The 25,271-nt window shown below is 44.0% G+C and carries 21 protein-coding genes; 9 read left to right on the top strand and 12 right to left on the bottom strand.

Features of this window, described 5'->3' with window-relative positions; translation table 11 throughout:
* Nucleotides 1–60 precede the first annotated feature (60 nt).
* On the top strand, nt 61–438 hold the full coding sequence (locus AY607_RS04795) for a hypothetical protein (protein ID WP_171254913.1): 378 nt from the start codon (nt 61–63) through the stop codon (nt 436–438).
* A gap of 54 nt (nt 439–492) precedes the next feature.
* On the opposite strand, the gene erpA is transcribed toward AY607_RS04795, so the two are convergent.
* The 4 genes from erpA to AY607_RS04775 all read right to left on the bottom strand — a co-directional run bounded on the left by erpA (nt 493) and on the right by AY607_RS04775 (nt 4,420).
* Entirely contained in the window at nt 493–828 is a 336-nt protein-coding gene (erpA, locus tag AY607_RS04790) for an iron-sulfur cluster insertion protein ErpA (RefSeq protein WP_004281944.1), read from the bottom strand.
* A gap of 121 nt (nt 829–949) precedes the next feature.
* A complete protein-coding gene (locus AY607_RS04785; RefSeq protein ID WP_064095279.1) occupies nt 950–1,957 on the bottom strand; it encodes a putative solute-binding protein in 1,008 nt (335 codons plus the stop codon).
* A gap of 193 nt (nt 1,958–2,150) precedes the next feature.
* On the bottom strand, nt 2,151–3,161 hold the full coding sequence (locus AY607_RS04780; protein WP_064095253.1) for a putative solute-binding protein: 1,011 nt from the start codon (nt 3,159–3,161) through the stop codon (nt 2,151–2,153).
* A gap of 254 nt (nt 3,162–3,415) precedes the next feature.
* The gene (locus AY607_RS04775) at nt 3,416–4,420 is read right to left on the bottom strand and encodes a putative solute-binding protein (RefSeq protein WP_064095254.1); all 1,005 of its coding nucleotides are present in this window, start codon (nt 4,418–4,420) and stop codon (nt 3,416–3,418) included.
* Nucleotides 4,421–4,637: 217 nt separating this feature from the next.
* Here AY607_RS04775 and AY607_RS04770 point away from each other — a divergent pair, with 217 nt between their 5' ends.
* Together AY607_RS04770 and AY607_RS04765 are read left to right on the top strand one after the other, a co-directional pair.
* Nucleotides 4,638–6,569 (top strand): ATP-binding cassette domain-containing protein, encoded by a 1,932-nt coding sequence (locus tag AY607_RS04770; RefSeq protein ID WP_064095255.1) that lies wholly within the window; start codon nt 4,638–4,640, stop codon nt 6,567–6,569.
* A gap of 325 nt (nt 6,570–6,894) precedes the next feature.
* Entirely contained in the window at nt 6,895–8,058 is a 1,164-nt protein-coding gene (locus AY607_RS04765) for a zinc-dependent alcohol dehydrogenase (RefSeq protein WP_064101911.1), read from the top strand.
* A 1,180-nt stretch (nt 8,059–9,238) separates the two neighbouring features.
* Here AY607_RS04765 and gyrB read toward each other — a convergent pair.
* From gyrB to dnaA, 4 genes are all read right to left on the bottom strand, one after another.
* On the bottom strand, nt 9,239–11,707 hold the full coding sequence (gene gyrB, locus AY607_RS04755) for a DNA topoisomerase (ATP-hydrolyzing) subunit B (RefSeq protein ID WP_064095257.1): 2,469 nt from the start codon (nt 11,705–11,707) through the stop codon (nt 9,239–9,241).
* Between the two features lie 56 nt (nt 11,708–11,763).
* A complete protein-coding gene (gene recF / locus AY607_RS04750) occupies nt 11,764–12,843 on the bottom strand; it encodes a DNA replication/repair protein RecF (RefSeq protein ID WP_064101909.1) in 1,080 nt (359 codons plus the stop codon).
* Nucleotides 12,844–12,872: 29 nt separating this feature from the next.
* Nucleotides 12,873–14,021: a DNA polymerase III subunit beta gene (gene dnaN, locus AY607_RS04745; RefSeq protein ID WP_064095259.1), complete on the bottom strand. Its 1,149-nt coding sequence runs from the start codon at nt 14,019–14,021 to the stop codon at nt 12,873–12,875.
* 108 nt (nt 14,022–14,129) lie between these two features.
* Nucleotides 14,130–15,512 (bottom strand): chromosomal replication initiator protein DnaA, encoded by a 1,383-nt coding sequence (gene dnaA / locus AY607_RS04740; protein ID WP_064101908.1) that lies wholly within the window; start codon nt 15,510–15,512, stop codon nt 14,130–14,132.
* Nucleotides 15,513–16,175: 663 nt separating this feature from the next.
* On the opposite strand from dnaA, the gene rpmH reads away from it, so the two are divergent.
* The 5 genes from rpmH to mnmE all read left to right on the top strand — a co-directional run bounded on the left by rpmH (nt 16,176) and on the right by mnmE (nt 20,282).
* Nucleotides 16,176–16,310 (top strand): 50S ribosomal protein L34, encoded by a 135-nt coding sequence (rpmH, locus tag AY607_RS04735; RefSeq protein WP_000831329.1) that lies wholly within the window; start codon nt 16,176–16,178, stop codon nt 16,308–16,310.
* Between the two features lie 29 nt (nt 16,311–16,339).
* On the top strand, nt 16,340–16,732 hold the full coding sequence (rnpA, locus tag AY607_RS04730) for a ribonuclease P protein component (protein ID WP_064095261.1): 393 nt from the start codon (nt 16,340–16,342) through the stop codon (nt 16,730–16,732).
* Between the two features lie 9 nt (nt 16,733–16,741).
* Entirely contained in the window at nt 16,742–17,062 is a 321-nt protein-coding gene (yidD, locus tag AY607_RS14815) for a membrane protein insertion efficiency factor YidD (protein WP_004281931.1), read from the top strand.
* Nucleotides 17,063–17,067: 5 nt separating this feature from the next.
* Nucleotides 17,068–18,831, top strand: a complete 1,764-nt coding sequence (yidC, locus tag AY607_RS04725) for a membrane protein insertase YidC (protein WP_064095262.1) — start codon at nt 17,068–17,070, stop codon at nt 18,829–18,831.
* A 92-nt stretch (nt 18,832–18,923) separates the two neighbouring features.
* A complete protein-coding gene (mnmE, locus tag AY607_RS04720) occupies nt 18,924–20,282 on the top strand; it encodes a tRNA uridine-5-carboxymethylaminomethyl(34) synthesis GTPase MnmE (protein WP_064101907.1) in 1,359 nt (452 codons plus the stop codon).
* 32 nt (nt 20,283–20,314) lie between these two features.
* Here the strand turns inward: mnmE and AY607_RS04715 are convergent, their stop codons facing one another.
* Nucleotides 20,315–21,460, bottom strand: coding sequence for an MFS transporter (locus AY607_RS04715; protein WP_064095264.1), 1,146 nt, complete (start codon nt 21,458–21,460; stop codon nt 20,315–20,317).
* Nucleotides 21,461–21,842: 382 nt separating this feature from the next.
* On the opposite strand from AY607_RS04715, the gene AY607_RS04710 reads away from it, so the two are divergent.
* Complete coding sequence (locus tag AY607_RS04710) at nt 21,843–22,544, top strand: DsbC family protein (RefSeq protein WP_064095265.1); 702 nt, start codon at nt 21,843–21,845, stop codon at nt 22,542–22,544.
* A 107-nt stretch (nt 22,545–22,651) separates the two neighbouring features.
* Here AY607_RS04710 and AY607_RS04705 read toward each other — a convergent pair whose 3' ends face one another.
* From AY607_RS04705 to guaD, 3 genes are all read right to left on the bottom strand, one after another.
* Nucleotides 22,652–22,909 carry a GlsB/YeaQ/YmgE family stress response membrane protein gene (locus tag AY607_RS04705; RefSeq protein WP_064095266.1) on the bottom strand — a complete coding sequence of 86 codons (258 nt, stop codon included), beginning with the start codon at nt 22,907–22,909 and terminating at the stop codon, nt 22,652–22,654.
* A gap of 193 nt (nt 22,910–23,102) precedes the next feature.
* Nucleotides 23,103–23,630, bottom strand: a complete 528-nt coding sequence (gene hpt, locus AY607_RS04700; RefSeq protein WP_064095267.1) for a hypoxanthine phosphoribosyltransferase — start codon at nt 23,628–23,630, stop codon at nt 23,103–23,105.
* Nucleotides 23,631–23,841: 211 nt separating this feature from the next.
* On the bottom strand, nt 23,842–25,161 hold the full coding sequence (gene guaD / locus AY607_RS04695; protein ID WP_064101906.1) for a guanine deaminase: 1,320 nt from the start codon (nt 25,159–25,161) through the stop codon (nt 23,842–23,844).
* Nucleotides 25,162–25,271: the final 110 nt, after the last annotated feature.

The raw sequence follows: 25,271 nt of genomic DNA, 5'->3' as shown, positions 1-25,271 counted from the left end.
TAAAAAAGACTCCATTCTGATTTCATGTTATTGTGAACGGCTACATTGTTCAGGCCATCTTTGGAGATTCGTGTGAGTTACTACCATATTTTAATTGAAGTAAATGACCACATTAGTACGATTGATGAAACCCGTGATATCGAAATCTTTGATATCGAGGACATCCAACCCTATCTTCATTCGATTTTATTGCCTTATTTCAATGAACAACTGATTGAACTCGACGATGAAAATCTGGAATACAAAGATATTCTGCATCTGGCAATCAAACAGACTTTATTACCGATCAATGACCTGATTGAAGAAGAACAGCGTCTGTTGCCAAGCGATACCGACATTACTATTAGCGCCTATGAAATTTTTAATAACCGCGAGTTGAGTCAGGATGTTACTACCGTAATCTTTGACCTGCTTGAAGCGGTTAAACTGGATAGCTAAACTTTATCCAGATATAAAAAAGTCCTCATTAAGAGGACTTTTTTATATCTGGATTTAGATCGAGAATGAAGATCCACAACCACAGGTGGTAGTGGCATTCGGGTTTTGTACCACGAAACGTGAACCTTCCAGACCTTCTAAATAATCCACAACTGAACCGACCAGATATTGATAACTCAATGAATCGACCAGGACTTTAACATCACCGTTGGCAAATTCTGCATCATCTTCATTCTGGCTTTCTGCAAAGTTAAAGCCATAAGAGAAACCTGAACAGCCGCCACCGGTGACATAAACACGGAGCATTAAGTCTTGGTTACCTTCACTGTCACGCAACTGGCGTACTTTATTTGCGGCATTGTCGGTGAGCACAAGCGCTTGGGCATTCATGGCGGATTCCTCTGTTGAATGGAATGTCTTTAGAAAGAAAAGACCATATTTAAGTATAACACACTCAATATATGGTCAGTCTCTACAGATTAAAAGTCAAATCAGAGTAATTTTATCAGGATTATTTGTAGTTCTCATCCTGTAAGGCACATTCAAAATTTGTCGGATTCTGTTTGCAACGGAATTGCCACAGCAGTTTCATCATACGTTTGTCATAAACGCCGCGTTTGGTCAGGTCAATTCGGGAATCCCGCATCATTTTTTGATAACCCGGTTTATCTGCCGCAGGAATATCCATCCAGTATTTTGATGGAATATCTGATTTCATTTTACCCAAAATGCCAAAGGCACGCGGTAACTGGCTCTTGACCCACTCACGTGATTTTTGTCCGTATCCGGCCGGGAATTTATCGGGACGGATAATAATATTACCGGTAACCTGCAACACCGGATAATTCACAATCGCACCCTTACTACCTAACCCCTTATGTAATTCTAAAGGCTTAAATGCTGCAGCTGGTGCACCGATAATATCCACCTGACCATTGTTAAACATACTGGCAAAATTGCTGATTTCGGCACTCACCGCTTGTGCACCGACCTGCTGTACCATGATTTTTTGTGCTTCGTCATGGCTCAGTACCGCAATTTTCTTGCCGGCTGCTTTGGCAACAGTATTGATACTGCGGTCATTCACCAGCAGATAAGCGTCCCCCACCGGAATCACGCCGACAATTTCATATTTACCTTGCAGCATTTGTTTGGCGAAGGTGGGACTGGCCAGGCCCTGCATGACTTTAACCGCTAGATTCAGATCGGTGATAGCCCCAATTGCATCCAGAGAACCGGTAAACTTGTTAAATTGTCGGCCACGCATACCGGTCACACTAATCCCGTCACATTTTCCAGCTTTAAAATCTTCTGCAACCACGGCTTCATTGGTATTTACTCGCAGTTCGACATCTGCTCCCCAGTTTTTGGCCGCCAACTGATAGTCTTTCATCACACTATAGACATCACCGTTTTTACCGACCAGATCAAATACGCAAATCACCTGTTTAGCTTGGGCCAGACCTGAAACAGCCAGTGTCGCCGTAGCCAATGCCAGTGCTTTCCATCCTCTATGCATCATCCTCATTTCCTTATTGCTTGTTTTTGTTATTGCAGTTTTAGTCACATGTGACTGTTTTTTATATAAAACATGTGAATTTAATATTTAGATCAAGCTTAAGCTATTTTATTCGCTGCACAATGGCAGATCTGACCGAGGCATCCATAAAAAAAGCTTAGATGACTCTAAGCTTTTTTCTTTAAAAATCAAATTATTCGCCAGAAAGTGAACATTCAAAGTTGGCTTTATCGACAGAACAGCGCGCACGTTTTAATACCGACATCATGCTGGCATCATAGATTCCGCGTTTGGTCATATCCATCCGGCCATCACGTAACATTTTCTGATACTTGGTTTTATCTTCAGCACTCAGATTCATTTTATACTTTGACGGAATACCTGCTTCCAGACGGCTGATCATTCCCATGCTCTTTGGCAGGTTTTTGATAAACCAGTCACGCGATTTTTGCCCAAAACCTGCCGGGAATTTTTCCGGACGGATCACAAAATCAGAAGTCACATGCAGCACCGGGAAATTAAACATCGCGCCGTTATTACCCAGGCCCTTGTAGATTTCCAGCGGCTTATAAGCATAGGCAGGTGCACCGACCATATCTACCTGACCATTATTAAATTTGGCCACAAAGTTGGAAACATCGGAAATTACTGCCTGCGCACCGACACGCTGTACCATGATTTTCTGGGCATCGTCGTAGCCAAGTACTGCGAATTTTTTACCTGCGGCTTTTTCAATCGAATTGATATTTTTATCACGAACAAAAATAAATGCCGAACCCAGCGGAGAAATACCGGCGATTTCATATTTTTTGCCGCCCATATTGGTCACCATTTTGCCTGCATTACGTTTATCCAAGGCAAAACTGATGGCACGCTGGGCGATGGCATTATTCGGTGCACCACCCAAGGCATCGATGGAACCGGCAAACTTGTTATATTGACGGGCACGCATGGCAGTCATAAATACGCCATCACATTTGCCTGCCTTAAAGTCATTGTCAGCAACCGCTTCATCCTGACGCGCAATCAGATTGATGTCTGCGCCCCAGCCTTTTGCAGCCAGTGCCCATTCTTGCGCCATCTGGAAAGACTCACCGGATTTACCCAGTAAGTCAAACACACAGATATCGACTTTTTCTGCATGTGCCACACTTGCAAAACCAAATGCAGAAAATGCAGCCAATGATAAGAGTGTTTTTTTCATTGTAGTGATCCTTTGAAATCTTGTTATTTGCTGAGTGTCCGTACACGGAACAAATATTAAGCAAGTTTAATTAAAAAAAATAGAGCATTTACTCCATTCAAAAGCCGCATTTTGGCCTCTAAAGATAAATTCATTTAAACCGCTCACACCAATTTTAAATATATTATTAATTATTAATAAGTTAGTTTTAAATACTGCTTGCTTATAATTACATTTAGCTCATCATAGTTACAAAGATATACATGATTACAGTTTTATTCACCACTAATTGAACACTCAAAATTGGTTCTTTCTACCGTACAACGCGCACGCTTCAACACAGTCATCATGCCTGAATCATAAATCCCCTGCTTGGTTAAATCGATTCGGCCCTCACGCAAAATCTTTTGATAAGCCACACGGTCTTCACGGCTGAGATTCAGAATATATTTGCTTGGAATTTCAGCTTCCATGCGCTTGACCATGGCAAAGCTGCGTGGTAACTGTCTGACAAACCAGCTTCGGGATTGCGCCGCAAAGCTTGCCGGGAACTTATCTGGTCGAATAATCAGGTCTGCAGTGACATTCACTACCGGAAAATTGATCATGGCACCTCTAGAGCCCAGGCCTTTTTCCAGCTCCAGCGGTTTAAAAGCATAGGCCGGTGCAGCCACAATATCGACTTCCCCCTGATTGAACTTACGGATAAAATTGGAAATTTCCGACATTACCGGTACCGCTTCAATCCGGTTCACCATGATCTTTTGTGCATAGTCATAATGCAATACGGCAAATTTCTTGCCTTTGACCTGTTCCAGTTTATTCAGTCCGCGATCACGAACAAAAATATAAGCCGGACCAATCTGGCCGATGCCTGCGACTTCAAATTTTTCCTTGCCAATTTGGGTCATCAGGCGTTTGCTGTTGCGTTTATCCAGTACATAACTGATAGCTTTCATGGCAATGTCATTATTCGGCACGCCACCAATCGCATCAATTGATCCGGCAAATTTGTTATAGGCCCGGGAGCGCATGGAGGTCATATAAAAAGCATCACACTTTCCAGCTTTGACATCCTGATCTACCTTGGCTTCATCCTGATAGGCGCTCAACTTTACCTGTACTCCCCAGCTTTTTGCTGCCAGTGCCCATTCCTCCAGTAACTTATAGGACTCACCCGATTTTCCCAGCAAATCGAAAACACAGACATTCACACTGGCTTGACTCGAAGTCGACACAAACAGACCCAGCGCAGACAAAATTAAATATCCCTTTTTCATTTTTATTTGACTCTATCGTACTTATTGTTCTAACCATATGAACTATAAACGACTACTCACAGTAAAAATAGAGCTTTTACTCAACTTGAGCGTTTACCTCCTAGTAGGGAACAGAGGTCAAAAAACTTTTCATTTCAGTAAAAACTGCAAGATTTTTCATTTTTCTGGGGCTTTCCTTTAGAATAGGCACATCTTATTGCTTAGCCTTGATTTCTCAATGATTCAGTTAGACCAGTTATCTATACGTCGCGGTGGACGTGTTTTATTTCAAAAAGCGTCGATGCAGTTACACCCAGGATGGAAAATTGGCCTAACCGGTGTCAATGGTGCGGGGAAATCGACCCTGTTTGCAGCCTTGCTCGGTGGTATGGAATCGGACAGTGGTTCACTGACCCGACCTGCGGTATGGACCGTGGCGCATATGGCTCAGGAAATTAAAGCCCTGGATATGAAAGCCATTGATTTCGTGTTGTCGGGCGATGAAGAATACTGGGAGATTCAGCAGAAACTCGATCAGCCGGATCAACTGGATGATGCAGAACTGGCCCATTTATATGGCCGTTTTGATGAAATTTCAGGTTATTCGGCTCCTGCCAAAGCCTCGCAGCTGATGGCTGGTCTGGGCTTCTTTGAACACCAATCACAACTGGATGTTTCAAGTTTTTCCGGTGGCTGGCGTATGCGCCTGAATCTGGCGCGTACCCTGATGAGCCGGTCAGACTTACTGCTTCTTGATGAACCGACCAACCATCTGGACCTGGATGCGATTCTCTGGCTCGAAGACTGGCTGAAAGCCTATGAAGGTACGCTGGTACTGATTTCGCATGACCGGGATTTCCTCGATGCGATTACCGACCATATTTTACATATCGAAAATCAGGAACTGACTTTATATACCGGTAACTATTCGACCTTTGAGCGCACCCGTAGTGAACGTCTGGCACAGCAGCAGCAAGCTTATGAAAAGCAGCTGGAAACCCGCGCGCACCTGCAAAAATATATTGACCGGTTCAAAGCACAAGCGACCAAAGCCAAACAGGCCCAAAGCCGGATCAAACAGCTGGAACGTATGCAGGAACTGTCCGCTGCACATGTCGATACGCCATTTACTTTCAGTTTCCGTGAACCGACCAAAATGAGTTCGCCATTATTGCAACTGGAACATGCCGATATCGGTTATGGTGACAAGCTGATTGTGACCAATGTAAATTTACAGATCACGCCAAACAGCCGGATCGGTTTGCTCGGGATGAATGGCGCTGGTAAATCCACGCTGATCAAATCACTGGTCGGTGACTTAAAACTGATTCAAGGTCTGCGTAAAGATTCAGAATTGCTCAATATCGGTTATTTTGCCCAGCATCAGATGGACGCACTGGATGGCAATGCCAGCCCGATGTTACAGCTGGCACGTATTGCCGATAAAAAAATCAGTGAAGCCAGCCTGCGTTCTTTCCTGGGTAGTTTTGGGTTTAGTGGCGAACGTATGGATACGCCAAGTGAAAGCTTCTCTGGCGGTGAGCGCGCACGTCTGGCCTTGGCACTGATTGTCTGGCAGCGTCCCAATGTACTGATTCTGGATGAGCCAACCAACCACTTAGATCTGGATATGCGTCATGCACTGACTATGGCCTTGCAGGATTTCCAGGGTGCCGTGGTACTGGTTTCGCATGAACGCCAGCTGATTGCCAGTGTCTGTGATGAACTGTTACTGGTTCATAATGGTCAATGCCGTGAATTTGACGGTGATCTCGCTGCTTATGCGGACTGGTTACGCCAGGCCCGGAGCGAGATGATCAAAAACGGGCAAAAGCCGGCCGAACCGGTGAAATCCCAGGTTGAAGTCAAACCGACCATTTCCAAACTGGATAAAGAAGCTCAACGTAAAGAAGCTGCGCGCCAGCGGGAACTCAGTCGTCCGATTCGTAAAAATATTGAAAAATGCGAAGCACAGATTGCAAAGCTTCAGCCGCGTCTGGCTGAAATTGAAACCTTACTCGGTGACAGTGCTTTATATGAAGCATCACGTAAAAATGACTTACTGAAATTGATGAATGAGCAAACCGAGCTGAAAGCCAAGCTGGAAACAGCCGAAGAACAGATGCTGGAACTGATGATGGAACTGGAAAATCTGGAGCAATCCTTCTAAAGCTGTTTCTATCCCATTCATTAGCTGAGAGATGGGTAACAATCGTTACTCGTCTCTTTTTTATTTGAATAGTCTAGTTTCAATATTTTTTTACCCACTTTATTCCCCCGTGCTTTCAAGTTTCCTCTTTATTGATTAATTGACACATTTTGTATGTGAATTACGCAACTCTTATATAAGTTTATTTTTTAAACAATTGAGTGGCTTTTTTCATACATTAATTTACAGCGCCAGTTTACCTCCTAAGGCTCTAATACAAGTACTTTTAATTTTTGACAGCCTTAAATTCAAGTCTGTTTAATGTTGAACTAGAGAGGAAATCCGCATGCGTGCTCTTACTTATCACGGTACTCGCGATGTACGAGTTGAATCCGTTCCTGATCCAGTCATTCAGGAAGCAGATGATGTCATTCTTAGAGTAACGGCCACTGCCATCTGTGGCTCAGATCTGCATCTTTATCGGGGGAAAATTCCAGCAACCGAACAAGGGGATATTTTTGGTCATGAATTTATGGGGGTGGTTGAAGAAGTCGGTCCTGAAGTTACTTCAGTAAAAAAAGGTGACCGGGTTATTATTCCGTTTGTGATTGCATGCGGACACTGTTTTTTCTGTGAACATGAACTCATGGCTGCCTGTGAAAATACCAATACAGGCCGTGGTGCCATCCTGAATAAAAAGCAGATTCCACCTGGTGCAGCATTGTTTGGATATAGCCACCTGTATGGTGGTGTGCCAGGCGGTCAAGCCGAATATGTGCGAATTCCCAAAGGCAATGTGGGCCCGTTTAAGGTACCCGGCTCCTTGCCGGATGAAAAAGTATTGTTCCTGACCGATATTCTGCCGACTGCCTGGCAGGCAGTCACCAATGCCCAAGTTGGTCGAGGTTCCAGTGTCGCTATTTATGGAGCCGGACCAGTGGGTCTACTTGCTGCTGCCTGTGCGCGAATGCTCGGTGCTGAACAGATCTTCATGATCGATCACCATCCTTATCGCTTGCGATTTGCTCATCAAACTTATGGGGCGATTCCGGTCAATTTTGATGAAGTCGATGCTGCTGAGTTTATTATTCAAAATACCGCAGGTTATCGTGGGGTTGATGCAGTCATTGATGCTGTTGGTTTTGAAGCCAAAGGTAGCGTTCTGGAAACTGTAATGACCAATCTGAAACTAGAAGGTTCGAGTGGCTCTGCCCTGAGACAATGTATTGCGGCAGTCCGTCGTGGCGGCGTAGTCAGTGTACCGGGAGTTTATGCCGGCCCAATTCATGGCTTCCTGTTCGGCGATGCCTTCGACAAAGGTTTGACCTTTAAAATGGGACAAACTCATGTGCATAAGTATCTGCCGCAGTTATTAGAATATATTGAAAATGGGGATCTTTCTCCTGATGTAATCATTACCCATCGCATGAAACTGGAAGATGCAGCTGAAGGTTATCGTATCTTTGATAAACGGGAAGAAGATTGCCGTAAAGTCATCCTGACGCCATAAAGATGATTAAAGGAAAGCGCCGTCAGGCGCTTTTTTTTATTTTTATAGTTATTTTATCACTCCTCTTTTTTCTACTCCTCCTCATCACACTTCAGCAATCCCCTCCCTCTTTTCTATCCAGAAACGAAAGAGATGTTCGATTTTCACTAATGAAGTCAAAAATAAGCCCTAAGAGGAAAAAGAAAAAATTAAGCAAAGATCGATAATATTATGATTTTAAATAAAAATGAAAGTTCACTTGATTATTAAATTAACTATGTAGTTTAACTACACCCTGAGTTTTGATTAAAAAATATGTTCCACGCCAATGGTTAGAGAAACTACACTATATACACAAGTATATAATTTATAATAATTTATTATTTTAAAACCCATATAGAAAATAGTCTGGACACTCTACGAATATCTCGCCAAATCCATTTTTAAATTTAAAGTGCTATTTTAAATTTAAAAACACTTATCCACAAGACCATAAAGTTTAACTTTGAATTTAAAAAAAGAATTAAGAAGTGAATTAAAACTCATCGTAAAATACTATCTTATTCACATAAAAATCGTGGATAACTTCAGAGTTATCCACATATTTAATCAGGCTTACTACACGCTTAAAGCAATACCATTCACGTATTATTTAACTTCTTATACCAAATTTTTTACAAGTTATTGAAAATATAAAAATTTATATTCAGCAATTTTTCATTTCTTTTGGGATATTGGATTTTTTTGAACAAGCTATTTTTTATTTTTAGCCAATTCCCTACTAAGCGTTTGAACAGCCCTTATTGTATATATTCCTTTAATTCCACTTTAACCGATACAGTGTTCACCCAGCATTTTGGACTGCATAGATACTCCTCATCATATAAAGAGCGTCCTTCTCCCTCACCTTATTATTCAAAAAATTCTCTTTAAATTTCTGATGCAGTTCATTTTTATAATGAGATACTCATTCCAAATTTCCTGTATTCCTCCAAGCTGGTGGATCTATACCTAACCCCTTTCCTAGAATCAAACTGGCTCACTCAAGCCGGCTTTTTAAAACTAAAATGAACCAGTTCGATATCTAAAAATCTGTCCATATTTACTCTATTCTGCCTAGTCCACAGGATATGAGTAAAAAATTGATCTAAAAAAAGCGCCTCGAAAGGCGCTTTTTTATGTTTGAGTTTATCCTGAAGGATCAGGCATCAATGTCAGCATTCAAGGCATTTTCTTCAATGAAGGCACGACGTGGTTCTACATCATCGCCCATCAAGCAAGAGAACATACGGTCCGCCTCAATCGCATCTGTGACCGTCACTTGCAGCATGTTACGATTGTCTGGATCCATGGTCGTTTCCCACAACTGCTCTGCATTCATCTCGCCCAGACCTTTATAACGCTGGATCATCATGCCACGACGTGAGTCAGCCAAGATGTTTTGCCACACTTGATGGAAGCTTGAAACAGGGATTTTACGCTCGCCTTTTTGTAGGTAAGCCCCTTCTTCAAGCAAGGTGAACCAACTCTTCGAGTTTTTCAACAAACGTGCGTATTCACTTGAACCCAACAAGTTTGCATCCAGCAAATAAGAATGCGGTAAGTTATGAATATAAATCGTGATACGTGGTAAATAGGTATTTGATTTATTACCTTCAGCATCTTCTTTTTCAAAGGTTTCAATGCTGAGTTCAGGCCGCAAACTTGGTTGCATATTCTCAACATGGTCACGCATTTGCTTAGCCCAAGTTTCTACATAATCCAAATCATTGGCTTGATCAAGTTTGAACGCATCAAGAGCAAGCAAGCCATCAAGTACCGTTGCAGGATAGCGTACAGTTAAACGCGCCAAACTCTTTTGCGAGGTTTGATAATCTGCAATGACTTGTGCCAAAGCTTCACCACGAATCGCGGGAGCCTCTGCGCTAATATGCAGTTCCAGCTCATCAATCGCATTGGAGATCAGGTAAGTTTCCAGTGCATCATTGTCCTTGATGTACTGTTCCTGCTTGCCTTTTTTCAGCTTGTACAATGGTGGCTGCGCGATATAGATATGACCCCGCTCGACCAGTTCCGGCATTTGACGGAAGAAGAAGGTCAAGAGCAGCGTACGGATGTGCGAACCATCCACATCAGCATCGGTCATGATGATGATTTTGTGATAACGCAGCTTGTCCGGATTATATTCTTCACGGCCAATACCACAGCCGAGCGCAGTAATGAGAGTACCCACTTCAGCAGAAGAAATCATCCGGTCAAAACGGGCACGCTCTACGTTCAAAATCTTACCTTTCAACGGTAAAATCGCCTGCATCTTACGGTTACGGCCCTGCTTGGCTGAACCACCTGCAGAGTCACCCTCGACCAGATATAGTTCCGACAGTGCCGGATCTTTTTCCTGACAATCAGCCAGTTTACCTGGAAGACCGGCAATATCCAGCGCACTCTTACGACGTGTCATTTCACGCGCTTTACGTGCTGCATCACGGGCACGCGCTGCATCAATAATCTTGCCGGCAATAGCTTTCGCTGCTTGCGGATTTTCCAGCAAGTACTCAGAGAATGACTTATTCATGGCCTGTTCAACCGCAGTCTTCACTTCACTTGACACCAGTTTTTCTTTGGTTTGTGAAGAGAATTTTGGATCAGGTACTTTGACTGACACGATGGCAGTCAGACCTTCACGCGCATCATCACCCGAGACTACCACTTTTTCCTTTTTCAGGATATTTTCGCTGTCCATGTAGTTATTTAAACCACGGGTCAAAGCAGCACGGAAACCAGCCAGATGTGTACCGCCATCCTTTTGCGGGATGTTATTGGTAAAGCAGCGCACGTTTTCCTGATAAGAATCATTCCACTGCAACGCCACTTCCACACCAATGCCATTTTCAGCCTGTGTGGTGAAATGGAAGATATCATTCAGGTGCGTTTTGCCTTCGTTAATATATTTAACGAATTCGGACAGGCCACCCTCATAGTCATAAACATTTTCAAGATTCACGCGCTCATCGCGAAGCACAATGCGTACGCCAGCATTCAGGAAGGACAGTTCACGCAAACGACGCGCTAAAATATCAACATTGAAAATGGTCTGGCTAAAGGTTTCTGCACTTGGCCAGAAACGAACGGTAGTACCCGATTGATCTGTTGTGCCTGTTTCGCGTAATTTATAAACAGGATCACCATGACGGTATTCTTGTTCATAGGTTTTTCCGGCACGGCTGATATTCAGTAGTAATTTTTCAGACAGTGCGTTGACTACGGAAACACCCACACCATGCAGACCGCCAGAGACCTTATAACTGTTATCGTCGAACTTACCACCGGCATGCAGAATCGTTAAAATTACTTCTGCTGCAGACACACCTTCTTCAGGGTGAATATCGGTCGGAATACCACGGCCATTATCAGAAACTGAAACCGATTCATCTTCATGGATGGTGACTATAATTTCATCACAGTGGCCCGCCAAGGCTTCGTCAATCGAGTTGTCGACTACTTCGAACACCATGTGGTGCAGGCCCGTACCATCGTCTGTGTCACCAATATACATGCCCGGACGCTTACGGACTGCGTCTAAACCACGTAATACCTTGATGCTAGAGGAATCATAAGCCTTTTCAATGGTTTGTTCTGTTTGAGAAGCAGCTTGATCTTCTGAACTCATGGTTTCTCCCTAGTGAAAAATAGGTCTATCCAAAGATGGGTAAAACTCAAAAAATATTATTGCACAACTTGAACAGTACCGTTTTCAACACTGAATAACTGATATGAGATAGACAAATCATGTAAGTGCTTCTGTACTGCTTCATGGTCTAAGGTGGTAATAAAAACTTGACTACCAAGTTGGCTCAATCGCTCAATTAAACGTTGTTGTGCGGTTAAATCTAATTCTGCTGTCACATCATCTAATAATACCACAGTTTCCTTATTACAAGAATGTAGCATTGCGATTTGCGACAGTTTTAATGCGATCATCAGCAGCTTTTTCTGCCCGCGCGACAGGATTACATCTGCGTCCCCCATCGGGGTCTTTAAACGCAAATCTGCGCGATGTGGACCATATTCGGTATAGCGTCGCTCGCAGTCTTTTTCATGATGATTGGTCAGGTCATTCAACAGACCGCTTTCACTATGGAAGCCTGGACTGTATTCCAGACTGACCTGTACCTCAGGTAACAACTGTTTCAGATCATCTTCAAAAAATGGCTTCCATTGTTCTACGATCCCGACACGCTGCGAATGCAGGATTTCTCCATATTCACTCAGCATCTGGTTCCACGGTTCCAGATCGGAAAGACTGAGAAAGCGTTTGCTTTTGAGCAGGCTGTTCCGCTGTTTCAGCGCACGCGAATAATATTGCCAGGCATGATAAAATTCCGGTTCCACGTGGAACATCAACCAGTCCAGCAATTGACGCCGTGGTTTGGCACCATGATCAATAATATCGGTACTTTGCGGATCAATCAGCTGCAAGGGTAGCAGTTTGGCCAGCTGACCCTGAGTCGCGACCAGATCACCATTGACCTTAATCAACTGTTCCCCGCCAGCCATTTTTTGCATGCCAATTTTTTCAGTCGTAGACTGTGCAAACACAATCGCATCTTGTGCGCCATGCTGGATATAATTTTTGGGAATATGGGTACGGAAGGAACGCCCGGCAGCCAGTAAATGAATCGCCTCTAAAATCGAGGTTTTACCTGAACCATTTTGGCCATAAAAAACATTAAACGGCTGCAATCCGTGGAGAGCAACCGTCTTTAAATTCCGTACACGCTCAATATGTAAACGCGTAATATGCATAGCTTATCTGAGTATCAAAAAGCCGCGGCTTAAACACGCATCGGCATGACAACATAGACTTGATCTGTATGTGCCGGGTCCTGTACCAAAACAGACTGGTTCGCTTCAGTCATGGTCATCGACACATCATCGCCATCCAGCACCCCGAGCACTTCAATCAGATACTGCGCATTAAATGACATTTCTAGCGGGGAATCTGAATATTGAATTGCCAGATCTTCAATTGCTTCATCCTGCTCCGGGTTATTGGCGCGAAGCTGCAAGGAATCGGCATTGAAGTTCAGAAACACACCGCGAAGTTTTTCATTACTTAAAATCGCCACACGTTGCAAAGACTGCTTGAACACGTCATGTGCGATCATCACCACTTTGTCGCCACCACGTGGAATTACACGGCGGTAGTCCGGGAACTTACCATCAATCAGTTTAGTCGTGAAACGTACGGTAATATCCGCCTGTTCCTTGTCACGGCTTGGCATGGTAATGGTCACATTGAGCAGTTCACGACCAATCAATAAAGATAATTGCTCATCTTCAACGCTCAGCAGACGCTGTAATTCTGCAACGGCTTTACGTGGCACAATCGCCTGAATCGGCTGGGTTGCCGTAGATTGTGCTGTCGTTTCACACAATGCCAGACGGTGGCCATCGGTAGTTACTGCACGAAGCTGATTGGCATCAATTTCCAGCAAGGTACCGGTCAGGTAAAAACGCACATCCTGAACCGCCATGGCAAAAGCAGTTTTTTCAAACAGGCGTTTCAGTTCACGCTGTGTCACTGTCACTTGCGTGCCTTGTGTGTTTTCAGTATTTAGTAATGGATAATCATCAGCAGGCAAGGTACCCAGTACAAAACGGCTGTTACCTGATTTAAGAATGCAGCGCTGGTCTTCAGTAATATGCAAATCGATCAATGCCGCTGAAGGAAGTGACTTACAGATATCAATCAGTTTACGTGCAGGAACTGTGGTCTCACCTTCCTGCAGACAGGCACCTTCAGCCAGCGCCGTACTCGCCACCAGCTCAACCTCCAGATCCGAACCGGTTACGGTCAATGCTTGTGCGGTCACCTGAATTTTCAGATTAGACAGGATATTCAAGGTATGGCGACGTTCAACCGCTCCTACGACATGTGAGAGAACATTCAGTAAGCTTTCTTTCGCGATTTTTAAACGCACGGTGCATTCCTCTAAAGCTGAAGATTAATATAGAAAAAGTGATTTTTTGACGGTTTACTATGCGGCAAAAGCAGCCGCATAGCAAGAATAGAATTTGAGCGTTTTCGGTCAACTTTGCAACAGACGTTGCAGGTTTTTATAGTCTTCGTTAAAGATCGGATCTTCTTCGCGCAGGCTCTGTACTTTCTCGCAGGCATGCATCACGGTACTGTGATCACGCCCCCCAAAAGCCATGCCAATTTCCGGAAAACTGTCGCCGGTGAGTTCACGGGCCAAGCCCATCGCCAGCTGACGGGGGCGGGCATAAATCCGGGTACGTTTTGGACCAACAATCTCTTTTAACGGAATACGGAAATATTCACTGACCACACGCTGAATGTTTTCAGTACTGATGGTACGCGCTCGAATCGCCAGCACATCTTTCAAAGATTCACGCACTACATCCAGATCAATCGGCGTGCCTTTGAAACGTGAAATCGCCACCACTTTATTCAGCGCACCTTCAAGCTCACGTACATTGGCCACGACCTGCTGAGCAATAAACAGCGCACAGTTACGTGGTAAATCCACTCCGGTGTTTTCTGCTTTTTTCAGCAAAATTTCAATCCGGGTTTCAATATCCGGTGGTTCAACACCTACCGATAAGCCCCAGGAAAAACGTGAAACCAGACGTGGATCCAGTTCGGTCAGCTCTTTAGGATAACGATCCGAGGTCAGGATAATCTGCTTGGACTCGTCCAGCAGTGCGTTAAAAGTATAGAAAAACTCCACCAGACTGGCTTCTTTACCCGCCAGCAGATGGATATCATCAACCAGTAACAGATCCAGAGAGCGGCAGTTCTTTTTAAACTCTTCAACCTTGCCCTGCTGCAAAGAGCTGACAAAATCCTGCACAAAACTTTCTGCGGTCATGTACATGACCCGGGCATTCGGTTTGGCCTGCAACAGTGCATTGCCGACTGCCTGCATCAAATGGGTTTTACCCAGACCAGTCGGACCATATAAAAATAAGGGGTTATGCTGGGAAGCACCCAGCTGGGTCAGTACCTTACGACAGGTTTCTGCTGCCATCTGGTTAGAACGACCTTCCACAAACAGCGAAAAGGTGAATAAGGGGTTCAACTGACGTTTACGGCTATTTTTGCCTGAATCTTCTTTTTCTTTCTTGGGACGCGGGGATGGCGCGACAACAGGTGCGGATTCTAGTGCAGCAGTCGTGGTGGCCGGCTGTTCACTCGCAGACAAGATTGCCCCCGGGCGAGAATCTACCAGAATTTCAACTTTACGCACGCGACCTTCAGACAGCTGTTCTGCCAGAATTGAAATCAGTTCCAGATGATGTTCCTGAATGTAGCGCGTCCAGTAAGGATTCGGTGCATAAAGACGCAAGGTATCCTCCAGCTCTTCTGCAACCAATGGCCGAATCCACATGGTAAAGACATTTCCAGAGAGCTCTTGTCGCAGGCGATTTAAGCAGTCCGTCCAAAGCATGTGAATCCCCTATTCATTCCATTGTTCATTCGAAAAAAAGCTGCCCGCGACCAAAAGCGGGTCGCCATTCTAACCAAGTTATCCACATCTGTCATGGCAATTTCCACAAAAATTGTGCAAAAAGAAATCAAGGTGCATAAATTTAAATTTAAAACCCGGTGTGGATAAGTTTATCCGCAAGCTGTGGATAAAATATATCACAAAGTTATCCACAAAGTATAAAATTAATAACAACAGTTTTATCCACAACATAACTTAATGTTTATATAAATAAAAAATAGCTTATCCATAGAAAAAGCGCTCCCTAATAGTAATAAATTTAAATTTATAAATTTGAATTTACTTATAAGATCGCGAGTTTTTGTGGATAACTCAAAAAGTATTAAATTTAAATTCAAAACTCGGAGTTCAAATTTAAACTCTGGATAACATGTGGATAACTTTGTTGATAGAGTTGTTTATAACTTATATTTATTTAAATAACAATAACTTGATTTGTGGTTAACTCAAATCGAGCTAGTGTTATCCAGTTCTGCATAAAAAATACACCTTCGCTCTTTTTTGCTGTTATTTGAAAAGAAAAGTGCTTTTGCATTGACAGCTCAAGCAATGAGCACTAAAATCGCGGACCTTCACAGAAAGATCATTTTTTGGAGTTTCAATATGAAACGTACATTCCAACCGTCTGAATTAAAGCGTAAGCGTGTTCATGGTTTCCGTGCTCGTATGGCTACTAAAGCTGGTCGTCAAGTATTAGCTCGCCGTCGTGCAAAAGGTCGTCATAGCTTAACTGTTTAATCAGTTACGCTAAGACGATTTTGGGTGTTATGACAAAACTTTATAGTTTTGGCACAGAGTTGCGATTACGCTGTGCTGCCGATTATAAAGGTGTCTTTGATGGTGCGCTTTTTAAAGTGCATCAACCCCATTTCTTATTTCTTGCAAAACATTCCGAACTGCCAAATAGCCGTTTGGGTTTAGTTGTTGCTAAGAAGAAAGTGCGACGCGCACACGAAAGAAATAGAGTAAAACGACTTGCTCGCGAAAGTTTTCGCCTGCATCAACAGCAATTAGATGACTTAGACATTGTAATCATGCCGAAAATTGGTATTGAGACAGTATCTAATGCAGAATTGCACCAGCAATTACAATTTGCCTGGCAAAAACTTAACCGTCTTGCCAAAAAGCATTCAAAAATAGCCCCCTTCCCACAAAAGTAGAGTTGGCCAATGGTACGTTTACTGCATTGGTTGATCCGTTTCTATCAGATTGCGATTAGTCCTCTTCTTGGACCGCGCTGTCGTTATATTCCAACTTGTTCTCAATATTCCTTGGAAGCAGTCCAGATGCATGGCGCTGGGCGTGGAGTGTGGCTGGCTACTAAACGTATTTGCCGTTGTCATCCGTGGGGGGGCTCGGGATATGATCCTGTTCCCTCAAAAGCGATTCGTTTTATTTCATTTCAGCAAATAGATTCTCAAACGCTTCACGTTGCTGTACCCTTTCGTGATCGTTTATTGAACCAAAATCACTCTCACCACTTGGGGTAATACATATGCAACAATGGGCCAGGATTGCAATTCTCGGAGCCATGTTTGTTGTCGCATATTTGCTCATTTTGGCGTGGCAAAAAGATTATGGAAATGCTGAAACAAAACCGCAGCAGGAAACTGCTGTTGTTTCGCATGACGTATCTGCAGATTTGCCAAATGGTCAGACGGCTACAGTTGCCTCTGATCTGCCACAAGCAAATGTGCCAGCGCAGCAAGCCACGGATGCCACAGCACCTGTAAGTCAGCAGCTTATTTCAGTACAAACTGACCTTTATCATCTTTGGATCAATCCCAAGGGTGGTGATATTGTTCGTGTTGAATTACTCAATCATGACAAGAACAAAGACAGCGATGAACCTTTCGTCATGCTGGAAAGCGATGCGAAACGGACCTATGTCGCCCAGTCTGGCCTGATCGGTCTGAATGGACCGGACAGCAGCCGTAACGGCCGTCCAACCTATGAAATGGAAAAAACCGCTTATACTCTGGCAGATGCAAAGACAGTCAAGAGCAAAGACGGTAAAAACCTGAAAGTCTTGTCTGTACCGCTGGTGTTTAAAACCGCTGATGGTGTCGAGATCATCAAGACCTTCAATTTCACTGAAGGTGAATATCCGGTCGTGGTGAACCATAAAGTGGTTAACCGCAGTGGCCAGACCTGGCAAGGTCAGATGTTCGGTCAGATCAAACGGGATAACTCGGAAGATCCAGGCAAATCCGATCAGGGTATCTTCACGCTGGGAACATTCCTGGGCGGTGCATGGGGTACTCCGGACGAGCAGTACAACAAACTTAAATTCGACAACTTTGTTGAAGAGAAAGTCAGTACTGAAGCCAAAGGTGGCTGGGTGGCAATGGTGCAGCATTACTTTGTGAGTGCATGGGTACCAGGTCATCTGAAGTTGACTCAAGGCGATGGTGAAGCCTATAGCGCCAAGCTTGAATCACGCAAATCAACCGATAACATGAACATCATCGGTTTTACTTCACCGACTTTCAATGTGCCTGCAGGTACCGTGGCTGAAGTAGATGCGACTTTCTATTCAGGTCCAAAAATCCAGTCAGAACTGAAAGATTTGGCTCCAGGTTTAAACCAGACCGTTGATTATGGCTGGTTATGGCCAATTGCAAAATTGCTGTTCGTGGGTCTTGAATTCTTCCATGGCTTGGTAGGTAACTGGGGGTGGGCAATTATTCTGTTGACCGTTCTGGTGAAACTGATCCTGTGGCCATTGTCGTCGAAGAGCTATCGCTCGATGGCGAAAATGCGCTTGATTGCCCCGGAAATGCAGCGCATGAAAGAAGAATTCGGTGAAGACCGGATGCGCTTCTCTCAAGAAATGATGGCATTGTACAAACGTGAACAGGTCAATCCGCTTGCGGGCTGTTTACCGCTATTATTGCAAATGCCAATCTTCCTGGCCTTGTACTGGGTATTGATGGAATCGGTTGAACTGCGTCATGCCCCATGGATTCTGTGGATTCAGGATTTATCTTCAATGGATCCTTGGTTCATCCTGCCATTGCTGATGGGCTTGACCATGTATATCCAGCAGTCGTTAAATCCGCAGCCGACCGATCCAATGCAGGCGAAAGTCTTCAAGTTTATGCCGATTATCTTTACGGTATTCTTGTTATTCTTCCCGGCAGGCTTGGTTTTATACTGGATCGTCAACAACTTGATCACGATTCTGCAACAAACTTTGATTAACAAGTCTGTTGCCAAAGATCGTGCTAAACGTGATGAGGCCACTCCAGTCAACTAAGTTGTACGGATAGGCTGAATAAATCCGCTTAAGATGGTAATCTTAGGCGGATTTTTTTTGGCTGTACTTTTGAGTCTTTGCAGGTGAATTTTATGCTCAACCGAACCACAACTATTGCTGCGATTGCAACTCCACCAGGACGTGGCGGCGTTGGGGTGATTCGCCTGTCTGGTCCAAAATCCTATGAGATTGCCCAGCAACTGACCCAAAAAGCGCTGCCTAAAGCGCGTTTTGCCGGTTTCCGCCAGTTCTATGATGCAGCCGGTGAGGTCATGGATGAAGGACTGGTCATCTGTTTTCCGAATCCAAACTCATTTACCGGTGAAGATGTGGTGGAACTGCAAGGTCATGGCGGGCCGGTAATTCAGAATGCCCTGCTCGGCCGTTTGCTTGAGCTGGGCGCTACTGCGGCCAAAGCGGGTGAGTTTTCCATGCGTGCTTTTGAGAATGGCAAGCTGGATCTGGTGCAGGCCGAGGCGATTGCCGACCTGATTGATGCAAGCTCGCAAGCAGCCGCCCGTTCTGCGGTACGTTCTTTGCAAGGCGCGTTTTCGACCAAAGTCAATGCAGTGCTTGAGCAGCTGATTCACCTGCGTTTGCATGTGGAAGCCGCGATTGATTTCCCGGAAGAAGAAATTGATTTTCTGGCGGATGGCAAGATTTTAAATCTGCTGGATGGCGTATCCAGTGCAGTCACTCAAGTACAGCAATCTGCACGTCAAGGTCAGTTATTACGTGAAGGCTTGCAAGTCGTAATTGCAGGTAAACCGAATGCCGGTAAATCCTCTCTGCTGAATGCGCTGGCCGGAATTGAACGTGCGATTGTGACCGATATTGCCGGTACCACACGTGATGTCTTGCATGAAAAAATTACCTTAAATGGTCTGCCAATTACCCTCACCGATACCGCAGGTTTGCGTGAAACCGGCGATATTGTTGAAAAAGAAGGAATCCGCCGCGCGATTAAAGAAATTGAACAGGCTGATTTATTACTACTGGTCTATGATTTAAGCCAGGGGGAAGATCCGCTGCAACTTGCTCAGGAATATTTTGCCGAATATATCGAACCGAAACGTTTGATGCTGATTGGCAATAAATGCGACCTGACCGGTACTAAAGCCAAGATTAGGGATTTAAATGGCTTTCGCCATATCACCGTCTCCGCCAAACAGGAAACCGGCGTTCAGGCGCTCATAGAAGCGATTACAGCGCATGCAGGCTTCCAGCCTGAGGAAGACACCTTTATTGCCCGTACCCGTCATTTAGACGCAATGAAGCGCACTCAAATGTACTTGGCTGAAGCGCGTGAACAGCTGGTGGTGTATAACGCGGGGGAACTGGTGGCAGAGTCCTTGCGTCTGGCACAAAATGCCTTGGGCGAAATCACGGGTGATTTTAGTGCCGATGATCTGCTGGGCAAGATCTTCGGATCGTTCTGTATTGGTAAATAATTATTTAAAAAATCCCTCAGTTGAGGGATTTTTTAGGCAGCTACAGGGGCTTTTTGATAAGTCCACCACAGTGCAGAACACAGCAGACTGATCGCGATACAAAAGCTGATTACGGCGAAATCCAGCCCCCAGTGATCGGCCAGATAACCCACGGCAATAATGGGCACAATGGTGCCCAGATAGGCAATAAACAGATAGGTTGACATGACGGCTGCACGGTTGTTCATGCTGGTGATTTGGTGAATCATTGCAAAAGCCCCCATCAGGGCAAAACCATGGCCGATTCCAAAGCAAAGATCACTGATGAAAAAAAGCAGGCTGATTTTTGCGTACATACAGAGCGCCAGAATTATCATGCTCAAGCCCATCATCATCAGGCCGATATTCAGACATTTTGAAGCTGCGACCGTTTTGGCCATCATCTGCACGATCACCGAGACCACCAGAATACTGGTAATGGCTAGGCCACTGACCAGAGGACCATGCCAAGGTAAAATATTGCGGACAAAGGAGGGTGACAGAGAAGCAAACAGGCTAAAAGCGGCAAAAGCACTAAAAGCCGTTACTGCAATAATCATAAACACCAGATGAAACTTGGCTTCAGGTCGTTGCAGTTTGGGTGCCATACTAAAGGGCTGCAGCTCAACCTTGGGCACCTTGATCCAGAACAGACCAAACAGACAGAACATAGCGCCCAGAATAACCGGTAAATATGGCATCACCAAAGGTGCAGCGGAAAACTGTGCAATCACTCCCCCGACCAGAGGTCCCAAACCAAACCCCATTGCGGTAATGATTGAAATCAGTTGTGGTGCTGTATGTTTATGGCTTTCTGGAATGGTATACAGCAAACCCATCATGGCAGAAGTAGTCATCAGGCCTGAGGCAATCCCAATAATAAAACGGCCAATCGACAGTATGAGTGCATTCTGGGCAAAGACCGAAACGATGAGTCCCAGTGTGATCAGTGCCAGACCAATTTGCAGGGTGCGTAAAAATCCGATGCTATTGCTGGTCCTGCCCAAAAATAACAGGGTCGAGAGACAGCCCAACATATAGGCAACAAAAATGTAGGTAATCTGACTGGGCAGTAAATGCCAGAGTTGCTGATAGATCGGATAAAGAGGGCTCGCCAAAGCTGTGCCAAGCGTTCCCATCATTAAAGCCAGGCTAACCATCAAGAACGGTCGCCAGCTGGTCGTTATTGTCATGAAAATGCCATTTTAGTATTAATCCTTGGCCAATCCATGTCAGGGCATAGCGAGGAATATAGAAAGTGTCTGCAGTTTAGAATGGATAGAGAAAAATGGTCAAGGCTCAATTGCCCAGATATTTTTCTGGAATAATTTAGATCATAATTTAATTATAAAATACAAAAACTTATTTGTTTTTATTCTGGTTTTGGTGTGGTTGAATTAAATATAATTCTTCTTTTTGTTCCACGTGAAACATCACAAGAGGATTTAACCCAGAATGCGCAGTAACATAAATGCTTGAGAAATTTAAAAGAAGAGCGTTTAGAATCGAAGTACATTTTTATCTAATTCATGTAGAACATTCATGTTAAAAAAAATACTGATTATGAGTTTAAGTGCCTTCGTTTCAAGCTTTGCATTCGCCAATATTGATACGGTGAAAACGAATTTGGCCAAAAACAGTCCTAACTTAAAAATTGAAAATATTCAGACCACAGAAATGCAAGGCATTTATAGCGGCTCCATGCAGGACCAGGTGGTTTATCTGAATGAAGATGCCAAGCATGTAATTGCCGGCCCGATGCTGCGGATTCAGGATCAGCATAATTTGACCCGCGATTTAATGCTAAAACAAAATAGTATCGACTGGAAAAAATTACCGCTTCAGGATGCACTGAAAAGTGTAAGAGGTACGGGTAAACGTCAGATTGCGATCTTTTCTGACCCAAATTGCCCGTATTGCAAAAAACTTGAACTAGAGCTGAAAAAACTCAATGATGTAACCATTTATACTTTTATCCTGCCATTAAAATCGCAATCTGTGGCTCCTTCAAAACAGGTGTACTGCGAGTCCAATCCAGCACAGGCTTGGGAAGATTTGATTGCTAAAGGAATTCAGCCGGGTTCTAAAAAAGGCTGTACCAATCCGATTGAGCGTAATAACAAACTGGCGCAATCTTTAGGTGTGAATGGAACACCAGCGATTATATTTTCAAATGGTTTTAAGGTGATGGGTGCCTATCCGGCAGAACAGATTGAACAGATCTTTAAAGAATTCGAGCTATAATATCCAATCAAATGATCCGTTATGCAATATAAAAAAAAGCACCTGATCAGGTGCTTTTTTTTATATGCCGGCAATTAAGCCTAGCCTAACCGAAATGGCAAATTGCTTTAGATGGTATGGCGTTTGTTGATCATATTATAAATAAACAGAATAATCACCGCACCAATCACCGAAGCGATCAGACCGGCAGCTGAGTCCGCAGAATACAAACCCAGCATACGGCCAGCAAAAGTTGCCAACAAGGAGCCTGCTATACCTAGCAAGGTCGTCATAATAAAACCTGCCTTATCGTTACCGGGATGAATGGCACGAGCAATCAGACCTGCTATAAAACCGATGACAATAGCCATAATAATTGTCCACATATGCATACTCCTTCTTGTCATGTCTTTGTTTTACATCGTTCACTCATATTGAAATAAAGTCGGGTGGATAAAAAGTTGAATCCTGAAACGGGCTGTTGTGTTTTTGTTCCCTGTGTTACTGAAATTATTCAAGAAATAAAAAAAAGTGGCACAAGGCCACTTTCTAAACAGTGCTTATCGATTTAACCCAATCTTAAAGACCGATTTCACCAATAAAAGGAATATGACGGTATTTCTGATCATAATCCAGGCCATAACCGACAATAAACTTGTCTTCAACTTCAAAGCCCAAAAATTTCACCTCAAGTTCAATCTCGCGACGTGAAGGTTTGCTTACCAACGTACATAACTGAATAGAATTAGGTTTACGGGTCTGCAGGATTTCCAGTACTTTGCTCAAGGTATTGCCCGAGTCGATAATATCTTCAACGACCAGTACATCTTTACCATGAATTTCACCGTCCAGATCTTTCAGGATTTTAACATCGCGGCTTGATACCGTACCGCCCGCGTAGCTTGATACAGTCATGAAGTCGAGTTCATGCGGCTTGTTAATGGCACGACATAAGTCCGCCATGAAGATCACTGAACCGCGTAATAAACCGATAAGCACAAGCTCTTTGTCACTATTGGCATAGTGTGCATCGATTTGAGCACCAAGCTCTTTGACTTTAGCTTGAATTTCTTCAGCGGAAATCATTACGCTCATTTGAACGGTCATGGGTAGATACCTAAAAAGTAAAAATAGCAAAATAAAAAAGGTGTTGACCTGCAACACCTGAATTACGGTAATTTTAATACATCCTTAGCTGAGATGCACCTGTTTTACCTGCGGTAAATGTAATCATTTTTTTGGCTGCCGAGAGTCTCGTTTCAGTGCAAAAGCACATATAGCGACGATTGCAGTTAAAATGATCCGGCGCTGACGCGGTTTATTGGGCTTTGACATAGACAGCTTGTCCAGCAACATAAGTAGCTGCAATATTACGGTCATCCCCCAGCATGGTCAGTGCAAAAAAGGTATCTTCAATATTCCTCGCCTTGCTCTGACGCAGTGTTTGTAAGGTAGTCGCATTCAGATCCAGAACCACAAAGTCTGCCTCTTTGCCAAGGTTGAAGTTACCCAGCCGGTCGTCCAGACTTAAAGCTCTAGCACCACCTAAAGTGGCATGATACAGCGATTCAAAAGCTGATAGTTTTTCTCCCTGCAGCTGTTGAACTTTATATGCTTCATTCAGGGTTTGCAGCTGGTTAAAGGATGTTCCTGCTCCAATATCTGTACCTAAGCCGACTTTAACTCCTTTACTCCAGGCTTTCTTCAGGGGAAATAAACCACTGCCAAGGAACAGGTTGGAGGTTGGACAGAAAGCAATCGCAGAGTCGGTTTGCTGCATACAGTCCCACTCCCCTTCTTCCAGATGTACGCAATGCGCGAAGACGGATTTGCTGCCGGTTAAACCATAATGATGGTAAACATCCAGATAACCTTCATGTTCTGGAAAGAGGTCTTTTACCCAGGCGATCTCGTTTTTATTTTCACTGAGATGGGTATGTACATACACGTCCGGATATTCACTTTTGAGCTGGCCGGCTTTTTGCAGTTGTTCAGGTGTTGAGGTCGGAGCAAAGCGCGGTGTGATGGCATACAGGTTTCGTCCTTTACCGTGCCATTTCTCGATCAGGGCTTTAGACTCAGAATAAGCCCTGTCTGCAGTGTCCATCAGGGCATCTGGCGCATGACGATCCATCAGAACTTTACCTGCAATCAGGCGCATATTGCGCGTGGTCGCCGCATTGAACAAAGCATCTACAGATTCAGGATGCACAGTACAAAAGACTAATGCCGTCGTAGTGCCATTTTTAAGCAATTCCTGCACGAAAAATTCGGCAATTTTTTCGCTATAGGATGAATCCTGGAACTGGATTTCAGTGGGAAAAGTATAGGTATTTAACCATTCCAGCAGCTGTTCACCATAAGCCCCGACCATTTCAGTTTGCGGGAAATGGATGTGGGTATCAATCATGCCGGGAATAATGAGCTGTTCAGGATAGTGGGTCACCGTTAGCCCTGCAGCAAGTTGATGCTGTCCTTCCTGCCAGGAGCCAAACCACTGGATTTTTCCATTTTTTATGATGAGTAAACCATCTTCTACATATCGCACTTGGTCGTGTATATCACGTGCTTGGGCAACTGTATTCTGAATGTCGAGGAAGCGACCACGGATCGCTGTCGTTGCAATTACAGAAGACATTTTAAACCTACGCTTTTTGATTTTTTCGATTGATTGTAGCTGAAAAAATTGCCATGTTTGTATGAACATTCATATTTAAATAGTGATCCCGATTCTTCTATGACCCCATC

The organism is Acinetobacter sp. SFA (assembly GCF_001647535.1).
Lineage (GTDB): Bacteria > Pseudomonadota > Gammaproteobacteria > Pseudomonadales > Moraxellaceae > Acinetobacter > Acinetobacter pecorum.
This window is presented reverse-complemented; position numbering and strand designations above follow the sequence as displayed.

Coding starts and splice junctions, on each gene's coding strand:
- AY607_RS04770 (WP_064095255.1), top strand. CDS start 4,638: ATGATTCAGTTAGACCAGTTATCTATACGTCGCGGTGGACGTGTTTTA.
- yidD (WP_004281931.1), top strand. CDS start 16,742: ATGGTACGTTTACTGCATTGGTTGATCCGTTTCTATCAGATTGCGATT.
- AY607_RS04710 (WP_064095265.1), top strand. CDS start 21,843: ATGTTAAAAAAAATACTGATTATGAGTTTAAGTGCCTTCGTTTCAAGC.
- AY607_RS04780 (WP_064095253.1), bottom strand. CDS start 3,161: ATGAAAAAAACACTCTTATCATTGGCTGCATTTTCTGCATTTGGTTTT.
- AY607_RS04715 (WP_064095264.1), bottom strand. CDS start 21,460: ATGGTTAGCCTGGCTTTAATGATGGGAACGCTTGGCACAGCTTTGGCG.
- erpA (WP_004281944.1), bottom strand. CDS start 828: ATGAATGCCCAAGCGCTTGTGCTCACCGACAATGCCGCAAATAAAGTA.
- hpt (WP_064095267.1), bottom strand. CDS start 23,630: ATGACCGTTCAAATGAGCGTAATGATTTCCGCTGAAGAAATTCAAGCT.
- mnmE (WP_064101907.1), top strand. CDS start 18,924: ATGCTCAACCGAACCACAACTATTGCTGCGATTGCAACTCCACCAGGA.
- yidC (WP_064095262.1), top strand. CDS start 17,068: ATGCAACAATGGGCCAGGATTGCAATTCTCGGAGCCATGTTTGTTGTC.
- rpmH (WP_000831329.1), top strand. CDS start 16,176: ATGAAACGTACATTCCAACCGTCTGAATTAAAGCGTAAGCGTGTTCAT.
- gyrB (WP_064095257.1), bottom strand. CDS start 11,707: ATGAGTTCAGAAGATCAAGCTGCTTCTCAAACAGAACAAACCATTGAA.
- AY607_RS04775 (WP_064095254.1), bottom strand. CDS start 4,420: ATGAAAAAGGGATATTTAATTTTGTCTGCGCTGGGTCTGTTTGTGTCG.
- AY607_RS04705 (WP_064095266.1), bottom strand. CDS start 22,909: ATGTGGACAATTATTATGGCTATTGTCATCGGTTTTATAGCAGGTCTG.
- AY607_RS04785 (WP_064095279.1), bottom strand. CDS start 1,957: ATGCATAGAGGATGGAAAGCACTGGCATTGGCTACGGCGACACTGGCT.
- AY607_RS04765 (WP_064101911.1), top strand. CDS start 6,895: ATGCGTGCTCTTACTTATCACGGTACTCGCGATGTACGAGTTGAATCC.
- dnaA (WP_064101908.1), bottom strand. CDS start 15,512: ATGCTTTGGACGGACTGCTTAAATCGCCTGCGACAAGAGCTCTCTGGA.
- guaD (WP_064101906.1), bottom strand. CDS start 25,161: ATGTCTTCTGTAATTGCAACGACAGCGATCCGTGGTCGCTTCCTCGAC.
- rnpA (WP_064095261.1), top strand. CDS start 16,340: ATGACAAAACTTTATAGTTTTGGCACAGAGTTGCGATTACGCTGTGCT.
- recF (WP_064101909.1), bottom strand. CDS start 12,843: ATGCATATTACGCGTTTACATATTGAGCGTGTACGGAATTTAAAGACG.